Here is a 17,162-nt window from a genome sequence, read left to right on the forward strand (position 1 = left end):
CGCCCCGTACCGCCGCTACCGAAACCCGCCGCACCCCGGCCCATGCGGGCATGCCCGTCCCGCGAGGCGTCCTGCACGCCCGCCTGCTGCTCCCGCCCGCGCTGACGTACTGGATCGACCGGCTGGAACCGCGGCTGCGCGACATGTGCGGCTACCAGCTCGGCGTCCACGACGAGCACGGACATCCGACCGGCTCGGCGCACGGCAAGCTGATCCGCCCGGCGTTCGCGCTGCTGTGCGCGAAGGCCTGCGGCGGCGAACTCGCCGACGCCGTCCCAGCGGCGGTCGCCGTCGAACTCGTCCACAACGCCTCCCTCGTCCACGACGACATCATGGACGGCGACCGGGAACGACGGCACCGGCCGACCGTGTGGGCGCGGTACGGCATCCCCATGGCCATCCTCGCGGGCGACGCGATGTTCGCTCTGGCCTTCGAGGCGCTCGGAACACCCGAACGGCGGCCCGCCGACCACCACCTGGCCCGCACTCTGCGGGAACTGATGGCCGGGCAGAGCCGGGACCTGCGTTTCGAGCGGCTCGGCGCGCCGTCGATCGGCGAGTGCATCGACATGATCGAGGGTAAGACGGGGGCACTCCTCGGCTCGGCGTGCCGGCTCGGCGCGCTGTACGGCTCGGCCCCCACCCCCGTGACGGAGGCGTTCGGGCGCTTCGGCCTCGACCTCGGGGTCGCGTTCCAGCTGCTGGACGACCTGCTCGGCATCTGGGGCGATCCGAAGGCCACCGGCAAACCGGTCGGTTCCGATTTGCAGGCCCGCAAGAAGAGCGCCCCGGTGGTGGCCGCGCTCACCGCCGGCCGCGCCGCGTCCCGGCGGCTGGCCGAGCTGTACCAGACACCCGGGCCGTTCGAGACCGGCCAGCTCGTGCTCGCCGCCGAGCTCATCGACGCGGCCGGCGGGCGGGCCTGGGCACGCGAAGAGGCGCGGCGGCGCATCGACGCCGCCTGGCAGCACCTCGCTGCGGTGGACATTCCCGCCGAGGCGCGGAACGACCTCGGAGAACTCACGGCATTCCTCATCGACCGAGAATGGTGACCACCCATGACCAGCACGAACACCCCGGACCGTCCGGCCGGGGTCATCCGCAGATGGTTCGAGTGCTTCAACGCCCACGACCACGTCCGCTTCGCCGAGTGCTACACCGAGGACGCCGTCCTTGAGGACATCGCGCTCGGTCGTACCTTCAAGGGGCGTGAGGAACTCGCCGAGTTCATGCGGGTCTGGGTGGAGGCCTGCCCCGACACCCGCTGCGAGCCGGGAGAGGTCATCCTCGACGGCGACCGCGCCGCCGTGCCCTGGAACGGCACGGGCACCCTCCTCGGCACCTTCCCCCACCTGCCGGACACCGCCGTCAAGGGCAGCCGCATCGACAACCGCGGGCTCAGCGTCATGGAGTTCGCCGACAACGGCCTGATCAGCCGCCAGACCGACTACTACGACACCATGGCCATCCTTCGCCAGATCGGCCTCATCCCGCAGTGACCCCTCGACACCTGGAGCGACCATGAACGCGCAACGCGTCGCCATGACCACCGAGGACGTGGGCCGGTTCTTCGACGAGAAGGGCGACGTGCTCAGCGAACTGCTCGGCGGCAACATCCATTTCGGGTACTGGCTCGGCCCCGACGACCCCAGCACCTTCGCCCAGGCGGCCGAACGCCTGACCGACCACATGATCGAGGCGCTGGCGCCCAAGCCGGGGGAGCGGATCCTCGACCTCGGCTGCGGGAGAGGCCGCCCGGCCGTCCGGCTGGCCCGCGCGGCCGACGTCGAGATCATCGGAATCTCGGTGAGCAGGCGGGACATCCAGGTGTCCACCGAATCCGCCCGGGCAGAGGGCCTGCGGCACCGCATGTCCTTCACGCATGCCGACGCCATGGAACTGCCGTTCCCCCCGGCGTCCTTCGACGCGGTCTGGGCCCTGGAATCCCTGCTGCACATGCCCGACCGCCTGCGGGTGCTCAAGAACATCGCCACCGTCCTGCGTCCGGGCGGCAGGCTGGTGCTCTGCGACGTCTCCGGCACCACCCCCACCACCACGGAGGCCCAGGAGGCCCTGCAGGAGGTCCTGCGCGACTGGGCCGTCGAGTCCCTGATCACCCCCGACGAGTACGCCACCCTGATCGCGGAGGCCGGACTGGAGCTCAAGCAGATCACCGACGTCAGCGAGCGCACCCGCTACTCGCCGGCCAAGGTCGTCGACATGATGCGGAAGATGATCGAGGCCCAGGGCATCGCCGTCGACTCGGTCGACCTCCCCATGGACGTGTGGGAGAAGTCGTTCACCGCCTTCGAACACATGGGCTACCTCCTCCTCACCGCCCAACGCCCGATTTTCTGACTGCCTCCCCTGCGGCCGCGTGGTCGGCGTGGTCGGTCCATAGGTCGGTGCTGTGCGCGGTCACGAGGGTGTGGACACGGGCGACGGCCTCGGCGGCCGGCAGGGCGTCCAGGCGGCGCCCGTCCCGCAGGCGCGGGGCGACCTCGCCCCGGGCGGCCTCCCTGGCTCCGATCACCAGCTGGTAGGGCGCCAGGCGGGCGGCCCGGACGCGGGCGCCCAGGCTGCCGTGCTCGGGTCCGGCGGCCTCGGCGCGCAATCCCAGTTCGTCGCACCGCCGCAGCAGGTCGCTGGCCTGCGGCATCTCGGCGTCGGAGATCGGCAGGACGACGACCTGGGTGGGGGCGAGCCAGGCGGGGAAGGCGCCGCCGTGCCGCTCGATGAGATGGGCGACGGCCCGCTCCACGCTGCCGATGATGCTGCGGTGCACCATCACCGGCCGGTGGCGGGCGCCGTCCGGGCCGATGTAGTGCAGGTCGAACTGTTCCGGCTGGTGGAAGTCCACCTGGACGGTGGACAGGGTGGCCTCGCGGCCGGCGCTGTCCGCGATCTGGACGTCGATCTTGGGGCCGTAGAAGGCGGCCTCCCCTTCAGCGGTCTCGTAGGCGACCCCGGAGTCGTCCAGGACGGCGGTCAGCAGGGCGGTGGCCCGTCGCCACATCTCCGGCGCGGCGACGTACTTGCCGCCCGGCCCGGGCAGGGAGAGCCGGTAGCGGGACGGCCGGACGCCGAGGGCGCGGTAGGCGCTCCGGATCATCGAAAGGGCCCCCGCCGCCTCGTCCGCGACCTGGTCCAGGGTGCAGAAGATGTGCGCGTCGTTCAGCTGGATGGCCCGTACGCGGGTCAGCCCGCCGAGCACCCCGGACAGCTCCGAGCGGTACATGCCGCCCAGCTCGGCCATCCGCAGCGGCAGGTCGCGGTAGCTGTGTCCCCGGGATCGGTAGATCAGGGCGTGGTGCGGGCACAGGCTCGGCCGCAGCACGACCTGCTCACCCCCGAGGTCCATCGGGGGGAACATGTCGTCGCTGTAGTGCGACCAGTGGCCGGAGATCTCGTACAGCTCCCTCTTGCCGAGCACGGGGGAGTAGACGTGCCGGTAGCCGGCCCGGCGCTCTGCGCCGCGGATGTACTCCTCCAGGGCGTGCCGGACGACCGCGCCGTCGGGCAGCCAGTACGGCAGGCCCGCGCCGATCAGCGGGTCGGTGTCGAACAGGCCCAGCTCGCGGCCGAGCTTTCGGTGGTCGTGCATCGTGGTCTCCTCGCGGGTGTCGAGGCGGGTGACCACACGGCGAAGCCCCGGGGCACTCGCCCCGGGGCTTCGGACTCGAAGTCAGCTGTCAGCGCGCCGGGACACTCCTCGGCGTCGTCGTCATCTCAGCGCGCATCATGCCGGCCACGGTAACAGAGGCCGCGACGCCCGCGCGCCCGCTTTCCCTCCCGCCATGCCGGAAGTGGTGGGGGTCCTAGGCGACGGGGGCGGTGAGGACGAAGGCGCACTCGCCGAACGAGATCTCGTCGCCCTCGCGGACGCGGGCCGGGCCGACCAGGCGCCAGCCGTTCAGCCGCGTGCCGTTCAGCGACCCGAGGTCGACCAGCAGCCATGACTCGCTCTCGCGGCGCAGCTCGGCGTGCACGCGCGAGACCGTGAGGTCGGTGAGCACCAGGTCGCACTCGGAGCCCCTGCCGACGACGTAGCGGGTGCGGCTGTCGACCGGGAGGGCGAGCCTGGGCAGCCGCGGGCGGCGCCAGGCGGTCTCGATGCGGGTGGTCAGGTCGGAGACCGAGGCCACGGCGTCGGTCAGCCTGCGCCGCCATTTCCCGCGCGGGGGGAGGTCGGAGACCAGGTCGGTCAGCTCGACGCGGCTGCGTGCCTGCAGCGCGCGATCGACCCGCCCGAGGAAGGTGTCGTGCGAGATCTGACCTTCGACGGCGTGATCGCGGAGCTCGTTGATGGCGCGATCACGGTCTCCGTCGGAGGCGCGCACAGGCGGGTGCGTCGAGCTCATGTCCCGAGTATCGGGCTGGCAACGGCAAGGTGTCCAGAATATGCGGGATCTGTTGCCCCGGGCATACCGAGTATGCATACTCGGTATTCATGTCCATCAGGCACGGCCTGCTCGCCCTGCTGTCACAGGGGCCCAGATACGGCTATCAGTTGCGCGCCGAGTTCGAGGCGTCCACGGGGGCGACCTGGCCGCTCAACATCGGCCAGGTCTACACGACGCTGTCGCGCATGGAACGGGACGGGCTGGTGGCGCCGGGCGAGCAGGACGACCAGGGCCGGGTCGTGTACGCCATGACCGACAAGGGCCGGTCGGAGCTGGAGCGCTGGTTCGGCACCCCCATCGCCCAGGCCGACCGGCCCAGGGACGAACTGGTGATCAAGCTCGCGATGGCCGTCACCGCGCCGGCGGTGGACGTCCGCCAGGTCGTCCAGACCCAGCGCACCGCCACCATGCGCACTCTGCAGGAGCTCACCCGCGCCAAGCGCGCGGAGGCCGGGACCGCGCAGCGGCTGGTGCTCGATTCCATGATCTTCCAGGCCGAGGCCGAGCAGCGCTGGCTCGACCACTGCGAGGCCGCACTCGCCACTTCCCAGGAGACCACCAATGACGACTGAACGCGTTGTCCGCCTCAGGGGCGTGACGCGCATCCACGGCAAGGGGGCCGCGGCCGTGCACGCCCTCAGAGACGTGAGCCTGCACGTCGCCGCCGGAGAGCTGGTCGCGGTGATGGGTCCGTCCGGGTCCGGCAAGTCCACGCTGCTGAACGTCGCGGGCGGCCTGGACCGGCCGACGACGGGCGCCGTCAGCGTCGAGGGAGTCGACCTCGGTTCGCTGCCGGCCCGAGAGCTGGCGGGCATGCGCCGGCGGCACGTCGGCTACGTCTTCCAGGATCTCAACCTCATCCCCTCGCTGACCGCCGCCGAGAACGTCATGCTGCCGCGCGAGCTGGACGGCGTGCGCACCGGCCAGGCCAGGCGCGAGGCGGTGGCCGTGCTCGGCGAGGTCGGAGTGGCCGAGGTCGCCGACCGCTTCCCCGACGAGATCTCCGGCGGGCAGCGCCAGCGGGTGGCCATCGCCCGGGCGCTGGTGGGGGAGCGGCGGCTACTGCTCGCCGACGAGCCGACCGGCGCCGTGGACAGCGCCACCGGGGAGGAGATCCTGGCCCTGCTGCGCGCCCGCTGCGACGCCGGCGCCGCCGTCCTGCTGGTCACTCACGAGCCCCGCCTGGCCGCCTGGGCCGACCGGGTCGTCTTCCTGCGCGACGGCGCGATCGCCGACAGCACCGGCGCCTTCGTCCCGGCGCCCGCCTCGACCGGTACGGCCACCGCCTCGACGGGCACGGCGAGCGGCACCGGCGTCTCGACCGGTACGGCCCCATGTTCCGGCGACCAAGGCAGGGGGGACGTCCGATGAGCGGCATCCGCGCCGCGTTACGCATCTCCCGCAGGGACGCCTGGCGGGCGAAGGGCAGAAGCGCAGTGGTCCTGCTGATGGTCGGCCTGCCCGTCCTGGCCATCACGGCCCTGGCCACCTTCATCGCGACGTTCGACATCTCGCCGCAGGAGTCGCTCGGCCGCGACCTCGGCACGGCCGACGCGCGGATCAGCGTGCCCCGCGGCCCGAGCCGCGTCATCCAGCAGGACTACTCCGGACACGCCCTGTTGTACAACAACGAGGCGCCGCCCAGGGGCGACAAGCCGTGGACCGCGGGCGAGATCGCCGGACTGCTGTCGCCGGGCGCCCGTGTGCTTCCCATCTGGACCGGCTCCCGGGTCTACCAGGGAACCTGGCTCAAGCCCACCCCGGTGAACGAGATGGACCCGCACGACCCACTGACGCGTGGCCTGGTGCTGCTGCGGCAGGGCCGTCTCCCGGAGCGGGCCGACGAGGTGCTCGTCTCGCCGTGGCTGGTGCGGCGCGGCGTCGGCATCGGCGCCACCCTGTCGCTTTCGGGGTCCGCCACCGCCCACCGCGTCGTGGGCGTCGCCGACGACTCCCGCCGCGTCGGCCGCGACCTGGTCATCACGCTGCCCACGGGCGCGCCGGCCGCGCGGCCGGCCACAGAGTGGCTGGTCGACGCGCCGGCCGGCGTGTCGTGGACCGAGGTCCGGCGGCTCAACGCCCAAGGGCTGTCGGTGCGCTCCCGCGCCGTCATCACGGCGCCGAATCCGCCACGAACCTTCTTGGACGGCACGAGCGCCGCGGACGGGCGCGACCAGGCCGTCGTCGGCGCTCTGCTCGTCACGATGATCGTGCTGGAGGTGGTCCTGCTGGCCGGCCCGGCCTTCGCGGTGGGCATCCGGCGCCGCCGCCGCGAACTGGCGCTGATCGCGGCCCAGGGCGCCTCCGGCCGCCAGCTCGCCGGCATCGTGCTCGCCGACGGGTTCGTGCTGGGCGGCGTCGCCACCGTGCTGGGCGTGGCCGGCGGCCTGGCCGCCGCGCGGGCCCTCGCTCCGGCGCTCGACGGGGTGAACACCTGGGTGGCCGGGCCGTACGAGGTGCCGGTCGCCCAGGTGGCGGCGGTGGCCGCGCTCGGTCTGGCCAGCGCGGTCCTCGCGGCGGCCGTCCCCGCCTGGCAGGCCGCCCGGACGCAGGTGGTGGCGGCGCTGTGGGGGCTGCGCGGCCAGGTGCGGACCCGTGCGGGATGGCCGCTCGCCGGTCTCGTCCTGATTCTCCTCGGCGTCGCCGGGACGGTCACGAGCATCGACGTCGCGGGGCGGCTCGTCGGCGGGTCGCCCGTCTTCGCCGGGGCGTCGCTGCTGACGATGGTCGGGATGGTCCTGCTGACGCCGTGGCTGGTCGGCGTGGCGGGACGCCTGGCGGCGCGCCTGCCGTTGCCGTTCCGGCTGGCCGCGCGGGACGCGACCCGCAACCGCGGCCGTACGGCTCCGGCCGTCGCCGCGGTGGCCGCCGCGACAGCCGGCCTCATGGCGCTGCTGATCGCCGCAGGGACCACGGACATGCGCCGCGCCGCCGCCTATCGGCCCATGGAGAGGATGGGCGCGTACTCTCTGCTCCTTCCCGACCTGAACCCGGATCAGCAGGTCCGCCTGCGGACGGCCGTCCAGCGCGCTCTGCCCGGCGTGCCGCTGGTCGACGACTACCGGCCGTCGTATCCGGGTGGTTTCGAGGGGAGCGTCGTACCGCGTCCACGGGAGTGCGGTGCCGCGGGGACGTCGCCCGTCGCCTGCCGCCGCGCCGAGTTCGAGCTCGCGTCTCTGGGACCCGCGGTCCGCATCGGCGGCCCGGACCTGCTGCGCTACCTGCTCGGTCGTGACGACGCCGACGCCGCCCGTGCGCTGGGAGAGGGAAAGGCCGTCGTCCTCGGCCCCGGCGTCGTCGAGGGCGGCAAGGCGACGCTGCGGATCACCAACGCCGACAAGAGCGACCTGTCGCGTGAGGTCGCCGTGCCGGCGGTGGAGGCCGCGCCGACGGAGCCGGGCATCGCCTCCATGGTGCTGCCGATGTCGCTCGCCGCCGACCTGGCGCTGAAGCCCCGGCCGGCGCAGTACATCGTGGACCCCTCCCGGTACAGGGTGACGGCGGCCGAGGAGGAACGGATTGCCCACATGCTGGAGGACATGGCGGCGGACGCCTCGGGCCGTGTCGAGCGAGGGTACGAGCACCCCCTTCTTCACGAGCTGCCGCTTCTGGCGATCGGCGCGGCGGCCGTCATCCTCGTCCTCGGCGGCACCTTCGCCGCCACCGGTCTGGCCGTCGCCGACGCGCGGGCCGACCAGGCGACGCTCGGCGCCATCGGCGCGCCGTCCAGGACGAGGCGGTTGGTCACGATGGGCCAGGCGTGGTTCATCGCCGTGACCGGCGTGACCCTGGGAGTGGTCGTGGGATTCGTCCCCGGCCTCGGCGCCGCCTGGCCGCCGAGGACGATGCCGAGTCCGGTCGGCCCGGTGTCCCGGTGGGCCGCGGCGGGGTACGCGATCTCGATCCCCTGGACGGCGATCGCCGTCCTGGTGGTGGGGCTTCCCCTGGCGGCGGGCCTGGTCGCCTCGGCCTTCGTCCGGACCCGCGTGGTGCTCACCCGTCGGATGACGTGACCGGCGCCGCGCCCGCCTCGGCGAGGTGGTCGGCGGTGAGGTCGTACTTCATCGTCATCCAGATGGCGACGCCGACGATGAAGGCGGGGATGACGGCCTGCGCCACGATGATCGCGGTGAGCGCGCTGTCGGGCTGGGTCACGGGGTGCTCGGGGTCGGAGGAGACGAAGCCTCCGGCGGCGAGCACCGCGCCGACCACCAGGGCTCCCAGGGCGGCCACCGCGCTCTCCACGGCCGTCCACAGGCCGGTGAACACCCCGCCCCTGCGCTTGCCGCTGCGCGAGGAGTCGTGGGCGATCACGTCGGCCAGCATGGAGAACTGCAGGAGTTGCAGGCCGGCGTACCCGACGCCGATCACCAGCGTCGCCATGTGCGCGTAGAGCGCGCCGAAGGCCGGGGTGAAGGCCATCGCGACGCCGCCCACGAGGAAGAGCGCGCCGGCCAGGATCATCGCGCCGCGCTTGTCCATCACGCGTGCCACCCACACCCACAGCGGCATGGTGATCAGCATGGGCCCCACCAGGGCGGCGAACAGGGTGCTGGTGGCCGCCGGGTTCTCGATGATGTACGACGCGAAGTAGGGCGCGCCCGCCAGCATGACCCCGGAGGCGAGCGTCTGCGCGCTGGACAGGCCGAGCAGCCACATGAACGGCCGGCTCGCCCGGGCGGCGGCGAGCTGGGTGCGCAGGCTGGGCTCGGGCTCGACGACGCCGGTCATCGGCGCCTTGGCCGTGCCGAGGAAGGAGGCCAGCATGGCGATCAGCAGCAGGGCGCCGAAGGCGAGGCCCATCGTCCGGTAGCCCTCCAGCGAGTGCGCCGCGACGGCGGGGGCGATGATGCCGCTCAACGCGATCGCGATCGCGACGAAGATCATGCGCCACTGCAGCAGCGAGGTGCGCTCGTGGTAGTCGTCGGTCATCTCGGCCGGCATGGCCTTGAACGGCACCTCGTACAGCGCGTACCCGGTGGCGGACAGCAGGAAGAACACACCGACGAACAGGGCGGCCGGCGTGCCGGTCAGCGAGGGGCCGGAGAAGGTGAGCGCGAAGGCGGCGGGCAGGACGGCCGCGCCGGCGAGCAGCCACGGCCGGCGCGGTCCCCACCGGGAGACGGTGCGGTCCGACCACTGGCCGACGAGCGGGTTGATGACGAGGTCCCAGGCCTTGGGCGCGAAGACCACGACGCCCGCCAGCCATGCGGGGACCGCGAGGATGTTGGTCATGTAGAACAACAGGAGGAGACCGGGGATGGCGCCGAACGTGGCGGTGCAGAAGGAACCGACCCCGTAACCGAGCCGGACGCTTCGCGAGACGGCCTTGACCGGAGTCGCCGTGGTCGAGGGAACCATTGCGCCATTACAGACCAGCAAGCGCTTGGCCGCCAGCCCTGACCGGCTCCAGCTCTGTGACGATCGCGCCCGGCGGCCCGCGCGGGGCTGTTCCAGGCTGTGCCAGGCCGTGCCGCCGCTCCTCGCGGAGTGCGTGCCGCCGCCGCGCGCGGGCCGTGCCGCGGTCATCACGGGGCCGGCGCCGCCGTCCGTTCCCCGGGTCGGCGCGCGGGCCGTCGCAGGGCCGGGCCGAGGGCGCGGACCGTGGGCGAGAAGTCAGAAACAGGAGTCAGGAACCCCGCGCCGGGACGCGGCCACGGCGTGGCCGGCGGATCGGCTGTCGCCGGGTCCGCCGGCCGTGGCGGGGCCGACCGGTGGCGGTCAGGTCAGGAGTCCGACACGTCGGCGCAGACGACGTGCGCGCCGAGCTCGATCATGCGGCGTTCGGTGTTGGCGTCGGCCACCCGTGCCATGAGGACCGGCGCCTCGCTGGCCGCGAGCTGCGGCAGCCGGGCGCGGACCATGCGGTGCAGATCGCGGACGATGTCCTCGGCGTCGCGGGTGTGCACCTTGACGTGCAGCATGATGCCCGAGGAGCCGGAGACCGTGCGCGCCTCGGAGATCCACACGTGGTGGACCAGCGGGAAGTCGCGCAGCAGCTCGGAGATCGCCACGCGCAGCGCGGGGAGGATCGGGTGGACGCACCGCTTGTACCCGGGATCGACCTGCTGCATCGGCCCCGAGAGATGGGGACGGGGAGCGGGGATCCACGCCCGAGCCGCCGCGTCCGGCGCGCTCTGTGGCACGGGGGCGGTCAGCGTCTCGTGCCGCCCGAAGGCCGGCGCGCTGGGCACCGTGCTGTGGCGCGACACCGTCGCCATCGCGCCGGTGGCGTAGGCCGTCGGCGACGCGCTGGACAGGGCCGGCGCGTGCGGGCCGCTGCGCGTCGAGGCGAGGTAACGCTGGAGGTCCTCGATGGGGACGGCCGCCGCCGCCGGTCCCGCCGCGTCGATGACGATCTCCCGCACACCGGTGACGCGCTGGATGTCGAGGATGGTGTCGGCGTCGCAGGCCGACAACGAGTGGTTGCCGCGGTGCCGTGCGTAGGTGTTCGGGCCGGTGTATCCGAGCAGAACACGCTCGCCGGCCTGCGTCGTGCCGAGCACGACGGACCGGTCGGGCCGCACGGCCACCAGGATGCCCCACTCGGCAAGAGCCGCCAGTAGTCGGTGCGGGCTGCCGTGCTGCGCGAGCACTTCTCCGAGAGCGGGGTTCCCGATGCTCATACGACAAACGATAGGTAGTAGGACACGGCTTATCAGCCTAATCGTCAAGAAATGTTGTGAGCAATACCAAGATGGCGGCTCGCGCGTGGAATCCTGCGGAGGTGGGTACCCGGTCGCCGTCTCGGATGGCGGACAGGCCGGGCGGCGCGCGGCGTCTCGGATGCCGGACGCTCGTGAGTGGTTTCACAAGCACGGATAGACTCGAACCTTGTCCGTGCATCCGCACTCCCAAAGGACCTACCCGTGAACAAGCCCGTCGTCCTGGTTGCAGAGGAGCTCTCCGAAGCAGGTCTCGCCGTGCTCGGGGCGGATTTCGAGGTCCGTCACACCGACGGGGCCGACCGCTCGCAGTTCCTGCCCGCTCTCGCCGAGGTGGACGCGCTCATCGTGCGCAGCGCCACCCAGGTGGACGCCGAGGCGCTGTCCCACGCGCCTCGCCTGCGCGTCGTCGCCCGAGCCGGGGTCGGCCTGGACAACGTCGACGTGGAGGCCGCCACCAAGGCCGGTGTCATGGTCGTCAACGCGCCGACCTCCAACATCACCAGCGCCGCCGAGCACACCGTCGCCCTGATCCTGGCCAGCGCCCGCAACGTCGCCCAGGGGCACGGCGCGCTCAAGGCCGGCGAGTGGAAGCGCTCCAAGTACACCGGCGTCGAGCTCGACGAGAAGGTCGTGGGCATCCTCGGTCTCGGCCGCATCGGTCAGCTGGTGGCGCAGCGCCTCGCCCCGTTCGGCGTCGAGCTGATCGCCTACGACCCCTACCTGCAGCCGGCCCGCGCCGCGCAGATGGGCGTGCGGCTGGTCTCGCTGGAGGAGGTCCTCAAGCAGGCCGACTTCATCACCGTGCACCTGCCCAAGTCCAAGGAGACCATCGGGCTCATCGGCGACCGCGAGCTGCACACGGTCAAGCCGTCGGTCCGCATCATCAACGTCGCCCGCGGCGGCATCGTCGACGAGGCCGCCCTGTACGCCGCCGTCAAGGAGGGCAGGGTCGCCGGGGCCGGCATCGACGTCTTCGCCAAGGAGCCCTGCACCGACAGCCCGCTGTTCGAGCTCGACAGCGTCGTGGTCACCCCGCACCTCGGCGCCTCGACCCACGAGGCGCAGGAGAAGGCCGGCACCCAGGTCGCCCGCAGCGTCAAGCTCGCGCTGGCCGGCGAGTTCGTCCCGGACGCCGTGAACGTCCAGGGCGGCGCCGTCGCCGAGGACGTCAAGCCCGGCCTGCCGCTCGCCGAGAAGCTCGGCCGGGTCTTCACCGCCCTCGCCGGGGAGGTCGCCACCCGCCTGGACGTCGAGATCCGCGGCGAGATCGCGGCCCACGACGTGCGGGTGCTCGAACTCGCCGCCCTCAAGGGCGTGTTCACCGACGTGGTCGAGGACGCCGTGACCTACGTGAACGCCCCGCTGCTCGCCAAGGACCGCGGCGTCACGGTCGAGCTGGTCACCAGCGACGAGAGCCCCGACTGGCGCAACGTCGTCACCGTGCGGGGCGTGCTGGCCGACGGCCGCACCGTCTCGGTGTCGGGCACGCTGTCCGGCCCGCGCCAGATCACCAAGATCGTCGAGGTCAACGGCTTCCAGATGGAGATCGAGCCGACCGAGCACCTGGCGTTCTTCACCTACTCCGACCGTCCCGGCATCGTCGGCATCGTGGGCAAGATCCTCGGCGAGCGCGAGGTCAACATCGCGTCCATGCAGGTGGCCCGGGACGCCAAGGGCGGCCGGGCGCTGATCGCGCTCACCGTCGACTCGGCCATCCCGGCCGAGGTGGTCGACCAGATAGCCGACGAGATCGGCGCCGAGGGCGGCCGCACCGTCGACCTCACCGACTGAGCCCCGGCGGGCCCCGGCCACGCCGCGGGCCCGTGTTCTCCTGTCCGTCGCGCCGGGCCGAGGCCATGGCGCCGCGACGCGGGAAGGCCCGCCACCGTCCGGGTGGCGGGCCTTTCTTGTCTCACATAACGAGATACTAGGTCTTCCTAGCAGACAGGCGCGCTACCGGCAGGTAACGTGGTGGGTGATGAAGCGCCAGGTACTCGTACTCATTACCTGCCGCGGCGGGGCCTGATCAGGGCAGGCCGGCGACCCGCCGCGGTGATTCCGGCGTCCGCCCGGCCGTGAGACCCGATTTCCCGCTCTGCGACCCGGAGCCGGGAGATCATCCCGGGAGCGGATTCGCGACCCGAGATCCGCTCGATTCTGCTGATCCAGGCGGTTCATCCTGATGCAGGCGGTTCACCGTCGAACCCTCCTCAGCCGACAAGCCTGGTTCGTTCCAAGACCACATCCGATCGCGTGCGCCCGAGCGCGTGCCTTCCAGCGAATGAGACCTGACATGTACGACATGTATCCCTGGAACCGTCCGGCGGCCGAAGAGCATCGCCATGACGACGAGACGCCCGACGCCGTGCAGACGGCTCTGGACCGCCGCGACAACGGCGGCGTGCCCCTCTCCTGACCCCTCGCCGGCCGCGCCGCCACCATGGCCGCCGGCCGAGGTCTCTTCTCGTCGCCGTCGCGTCTTCGCCGGTGCGACGCCGCGACGTCCGGAGAATGAGATGACGTGTTCGACCATCGAGACGGACCGGTAGGGTACGTGCATGCGGGATTCTCATGACATCCGTCTGGCCGCCATCCCGGGAGACGGCATCGGCGGTGAAGTGGTCGCCGAAGGGCTGAAGGTCCTCGACGCCCTCGGCCTGAAGGTCGAGACGACCACCTATGCCCTGGGCGCCGCCCACTATCACGCCACCGGCGAGATCCTGCCGGATGAGACCCTCGCCGAGCTGCGCGGGTACGACGCCATCCTGCTGGGCGCGGTCGGCCACCCGAGCGTGCCGCCCGGCGTCCTCGAACGCGAACTGCTCCTCAAGCTCCGCTTCGAGCTCGACCACTACGTCAACCTGCGACCGGTCAAGCTCTTCCCCGGCGTCGACACCCCGCTCGGCAAGGCCCGCCCCGAGGACATCGACATGATCGTGGTCCGCGAGGGCACCGAGGGGCCGTACGCCGGCGCCGGCGGCGTCATGCGCCGCGGCACCTCACAAGAGATCGCCACGCAAGAGAGCCTCAACACCGCCTTCGGCGTCGAGCGCGTCGTGCGCTACGCCTTCGACAAGGCCATGACCCGGCCGCGCAAGAAGCTCACGCTGGTCCACAAGACCAACGTCCTGACCTACGCGGGCGACCTTTGGGCCCGCGTCGTCGAGCGCGTCTCCGCCGAGTATCCCGAGATCACCACCGACTATTGTCACGTCGACGCCGCGTCGATGTTCTTCGTCACCGACCCGCGGCGCTTCGACGTCATCGTCACCGACAACCTCTTCGGCGACATCCTCACCGACCTCGGCGCGGCCATCGCGGGCGGCATCGGCCTGGCCGCCAGCGGCAACGTCAACCCGGCGAAGCCCGGCTCGGCCTCCTGGGCGCCCAGCATGTTCGAGCCCGTCCACGGCAGCGCCCCCGACATCGCCGGGCAGGACAAGGCCGACCCGACGGCGGCCATTCTGTCCGTCGCCATGATGCTCGACCACCTCGGCCTGGCCGGCGAGGCCGCCCGCATCGAACAGGCCGTGGCCGTCGACCTCGTCGAACGCCAGGTCGACTGGATGTCCCGCACCACCCGCGAGATCGGCGACGACATCACCGCGCGAGTAACCGGCTGAGGGGGCTGCCCGACGCCGGACCGACGCGCATGGTGGCCCCTGACCGGGCCGCCGTGCGCGTTTTCGCGTTCTCAGAGCAAGGTAGGCCCGGTCGGGGGAGGTCAAGGGAAGGTCGAGGGAAGGCTGTACCGACACACTCCCGTATGCCCAGTTGATGCAGTAGTTTCCCGTTACCTGGTCCGTCGCACAATGGATGCAGGCGCGACCGACAGAGCAGAGAAGGATCCCGACATGACCACCGCTCAGCAGCTCAGCTTCGACGTGCAGCTCTCCGACACCGCTCGCACTCCGGCCGAGCGCGAGGGTGTACTCGCGGCTCCGGGGTTCGGGCAGACCTTCACCGACCACATGATCTCGATCGACTACACCGAGGGACGCGGCTGGCACGACGCCCGGCTCATGCCGTACGGGCCGCTCACGCTCGACCCGGCCACCTCGGTGTTCCACTACGCCCAGGAACTGTTCGAGGGGTTGAAGGCCTACCGGCAGTCGGGCGGCTCGATCGTCGCCTTCCGCCCGTACGCCAACGCCGCGCGCTTCAACCGGTCGGCCGCCCGCATGGCGATGCCCGAGCTGCCCGAGGAGACCTTCGTCGAGTCCCTGGAACTGCTCGTCCAGACCGACCGCGACTGGGTGCCCACCACCGAGGGCCACAGCCTCTACCTGCGCCCGTTCATGATCGCGACCCAGCCGGCGCTGGGGGTCAACTACCCCTCCCGCACCTACAAGTACATGGTGATCGCCTCGCCCGCCGCGGCGTACTTCTCGGGCGGCGTCAAGCCGGTGTCGGTCTGGCTGTCGCAGGACTACACCCGCGCCGCGCCGGGCGGCACCGGCTTCGCCAAGTGCGGCGGCAACTACGCGGCCGCGTTCGTGGCGCAGCGGCAGGCCGTCGAGAACGGCTGCGACCAGGTCGTCTGGCTCGACGCCTTCGAGCACAGGTACGTCGAGGAGATGGGCGGGATGAACCTGTTCTTCGTCTTCGGCGACCGCCTGCTCACCCCCGACCTGACCGGGACGCTCCTGCCCGGCATCACCCGCGACTCGCTGCTGACCCTCGCGGCCGACCTCGGCCTGACCGCCGAGGAGGGCAGGATCTCCATCGAGGAGTGGCGGGAGGGCTGCCGGTCCGGCGAGCTGACCGAGGTCTTCGCCTGCGGCACGGCCGCCGTGATCACCCCCGTCGGCTCGGTCAAGGGCGTCGACGGCGGCTGGACCGTCGGCGACGGCACCCCCGGCAAGCTCACCCTCCAACTGCGCGACGAGCTCATGGGCGTCCAGTACGGCACCCGCCCCGACCCCCACAACTGGGTCCACAAGATCTGCTGACGCGCCTACCTCGCCCCGCCCGGCCGCCCGGCCGGGCGGGACCCGTCGCTCAGCCGACGAGCCTGGCGGTGTCGATCGTCAGCCGCCACGGCTCGGGCAGTGCCAGAGGCTCGCCGAGCGCCACCGAGACCTCCTGCCCGTACCGCCCCTGGTGCGGATGGCTGAGCAGCCGCGCCTTGCCCTCGAAGGTGTCGATCACCAGATACGCCGGCACGCCCGCCACCGCGCACTGGCCCGGCTTGACGATGTGGTCGTCGTGCGCGCTGCTCTTGGACACCACCTCGGCGACCAGAAGCGTCGCGTGGGCATACACCTCGTCCGGCTGCCACATCGGCGGATCGGCGGGCACGACCGTGGCGTCCGGACGATAGCGGTCCATCTGAGGGCCCAGGAAGATGGCGATGTCGGGAAGGATCTCCCAGCCGCGCTCGGTCACCATGGGGATGAGCTGCAGGAGCAGCCGGTAGACGATGCGCGCGTGTTCGGCGGTGGGCATCTCTCTCACCACGACCCGGCCGTTGACGAGCTCGACCTTGCGTCTGTTCTCAAGACGGGCGCCGGTCTCGTAGTAGATGCCCTCAAGCTCCGCATGGTCGCCGAGCGGGTCGACGGCCGGGCCGGGCCGGGTGCCGGAGGCCGCGACGAGATCAGGTGCCCTGTCTTCCCTGTCTTCCCTGGCAGAGCCGTCATTCCGGTCTTCCTGGGCGGAGTCGTCACTCCGCTTGTCCTGTTCGTCCGCTCGGGCAGCATTCTGTGGTTTGTCCAGGACCTTGGCCATAGGTGCATCATCCCCTCCAGGCGGGTTGCGTAACGTCGCTTTGCCGTCGCTTAGCGTAAGGGCGACGGGTTGCGGCCCGCCCGGAATTCGCCGACGCCTGTGGACGGCGGTGGGGCCGGTGGGTCGCCGGAGATGACGGTGGTCCGAATGTTGAGATCGATGTGCCACATGGTGGCGATGTATGGCAGACTGCCTAGCACTATGTTCTCTGGTCTGCTCATTATCAGCAGGCGCGCTGGCTGAAAAGGGACACCGCCAGCGCGCAGACCTCTCACGTCCGTGAGGGGTCTTTTTGTTTGGGGCCAGGTTCGCCCCTGACGGCGGACATCGCGCGCGGCGAACGCAGAAGACATCCCCGAAG

The 17,162-nt window shown here is 71.6% G+C and carries 15 protein-coding genes; 10 read left to right on the forward strand and 5 right to left on the reverse strand.

Annotated elements, in window-relative coordinates:
* The first annotated feature begins 50 nt into the window (after positions 1-50).
* Genes ACZ6QO_RS19120 through ACZ6QO_RS19130 form a run of 3 tightly spaced genes read left to right on the forward strand, consistent with a single transcriptional unit; the run spans position 51 to position 2,358 of the window.
* Complete coding sequence (locus ACZ6QO_RS19120; protein WP_465852318.1) at positions 51-1,052, forward strand: polyprenyl synthetase family protein; 1,002 nt, start codon at positions 51-53, stop codon at positions 1,050-1,052.
* A 6-nt stretch (positions 1,053-1,058) separates the two neighbouring features.
* On the forward strand, positions 1,059-1,499 hold the full coding sequence (locus ACZ6QO_RS19125) for a nuclear transport factor 2 family protein (RefSeq protein WP_465852319.1): 441 nt from the start codon (positions 1,059-1,061) through the stop codon (positions 1,497-1,499).
* Between the two features lie 22 nt (positions 1,500-1,521).
* Positions 1,522-2,358, forward strand: a complete 837-nt coding sequence (locus ACZ6QO_RS19130; RefSeq protein WP_465852321.1) for an SAM-dependent methyltransferase — start codon at positions 1,522-1,524, stop codon at positions 2,356-2,358.
* Here the strand turns inward: ACZ6QO_RS19130 and thrS are convergent.
* Together thrS and ACZ6QO_RS19140 are read right to left on the reverse strand one after the other, a co-directional pair.
* Positions 2,333-3,640, reverse strand: coding sequence for a threonine--tRNA ligase (gene thrS / locus ACZ6QO_RS19135; RefSeq protein WP_465852322.1), 1,308 nt, complete (start codon positions 3,638-3,640; stop codon positions 2,333-2,335). The genes ACZ6QO_RS19130 and thrS overlap by 26 nt on opposite strands.
* Positions 3,641-3,818: 178 nt before the next feature.
* The gene (locus ACZ6QO_RS19140) at positions 3,819-4,361 is read right to left on the reverse strand and encodes an FHA domain-containing protein (protein WP_465852324.1); all 543 of its coding nucleotides are present in this window, start codon (positions 4,359-4,361) and stop codon (positions 3,819-3,821) included.
* Positions 4,362-4,450: 89 nt separating this feature from the next.
* Here ACZ6QO_RS19140 and ACZ6QO_RS19145 point away from each other — a divergent pair, with 89 nt between their 5' ends.
* Genes ACZ6QO_RS19145 through ACZ6QO_RS19155 form a run of 3 tightly spaced genes read left to right on the forward strand, consistent with a single transcriptional unit; the run spans position 4,451 to position 8,416 of the window.
* The gene (locus ACZ6QO_RS19145; RefSeq protein WP_465852325.1) at positions 4,451-4,975 is read left to right on the forward strand and encodes a PadR family transcriptional regulator; all 525 of its coding nucleotides are present in this window, start codon (positions 4,451-4,453) and stop codon (positions 4,973-4,975) included.
* Positions 4,965-5,774: an ABC transporter ATP-binding protein gene (locus tag ACZ6QO_RS19150; protein WP_465852326.1), complete on the forward strand. Its 810-nt coding sequence runs from the start codon at positions 4,965-4,967 to the stop codon at positions 5,772-5,774. The genes ACZ6QO_RS19145 and ACZ6QO_RS19150 overlap by 11 nt, the downstream gene beginning before the upstream one ends.
* Positions 5,771-8,416, forward strand: a complete 2,646-nt coding sequence (locus tag ACZ6QO_RS19155) for an FtsX-like permease family protein (RefSeq protein ID WP_465852328.1) — start codon at positions 5,771-5,773, stop codon at positions 8,414-8,416. The genes ACZ6QO_RS19150 and ACZ6QO_RS19155 overlap by 4 nt, the downstream gene beginning before the upstream one ends.
* Here the strand turns inward: ACZ6QO_RS19155 and ACZ6QO_RS19160 are convergent.
* Both ACZ6QO_RS19160 and ACZ6QO_RS19165 read right to left on the reverse strand, forming a co-directional pair.
* Positions 8,397-9,764, reverse strand: a complete 1,368-nt coding sequence (locus ACZ6QO_RS19160; protein WP_465852330.1) for an MFS transporter — start codon at positions 9,762-9,764, stop codon at positions 8,397-8,399. The genes ACZ6QO_RS19155 and ACZ6QO_RS19160 overlap by 20 nt on opposite strands.
* A gap of 365 nt (positions 9,765-10,129) precedes the next feature.
* Positions 10,130-11,029: a hypothetical protein gene (locus ACZ6QO_RS19165; RefSeq protein ID WP_465852331.1), complete on the reverse strand. Its 900-nt coding sequence runs from the start codon at positions 11,027-11,029 to the stop codon at positions 10,130-10,132.
* Positions 11,030-11,272: 243 nt separating this feature from the next.
* Between ACZ6QO_RS19165 and serA the strand changes: the two genes are divergently transcribed.
* The 4 genes from serA to ACZ6QO_RS19185 all read left to right on the forward strand — a co-directional run bounded on the left by serA (position 11,273) and on the right by ACZ6QO_RS19185 (position 16,023).
* The gene (serA, locus tag ACZ6QO_RS19170; RefSeq protein ID WP_465852333.1) at positions 11,273-12,862 is read left to right on the forward strand and encodes a phosphoglycerate dehydrogenase; all 1,590 of its coding nucleotides are present in this window, start codon (positions 11,273-11,275) and stop codon (positions 12,860-12,862) included.
* 502 nt (positions 12,863-13,364) lie between these two features.
* Complete coding sequence (locus tag ACZ6QO_RS19175) at positions 13,365-13,487, forward strand: hypothetical protein (protein WP_465852335.1); 123 nt, start codon at positions 13,365-13,367, stop codon at positions 13,485-13,487.
* Positions 13,488-13,629: 142 nt separating this feature from the next.
* Entirely contained in the window at positions 13,630-14,694 is a 1,065-nt protein-coding gene (locus ACZ6QO_RS19180; protein ID WP_465852337.1) for a 3-isopropylmalate dehydrogenase, read from the forward strand.
* A gap of 231 nt (positions 14,695-14,925) precedes the next feature.
* Positions 14,926-16,023: a branched-chain amino acid aminotransferase gene (locus ACZ6QO_RS19185; protein WP_465852339.1), complete on the forward strand. Its 1,098-nt coding sequence runs from the start codon at positions 14,926-14,928 to the stop codon at positions 16,021-16,023.
* A gap of 49 nt (positions 16,024-16,072) precedes the next feature.
* Here the strand turns inward: ACZ6QO_RS19185 and ACZ6QO_RS19190 are convergent, their stop codons facing one another.
* Positions 16,073-16,801 (reverse strand): Uma2 family endonuclease, encoded by a 729-nt coding sequence (locus ACZ6QO_RS19190; protein WP_465852340.1) that lies wholly within the window; start codon positions 16,799-16,801, stop codon positions 16,073-16,075.
* Positions 16,802-17,162: the final 361 nt, after the last annotated feature.

The sequence above is a fragment of the Sphaerisporangium sp. NPDC049457 genome (assembly GCF_055586705.1).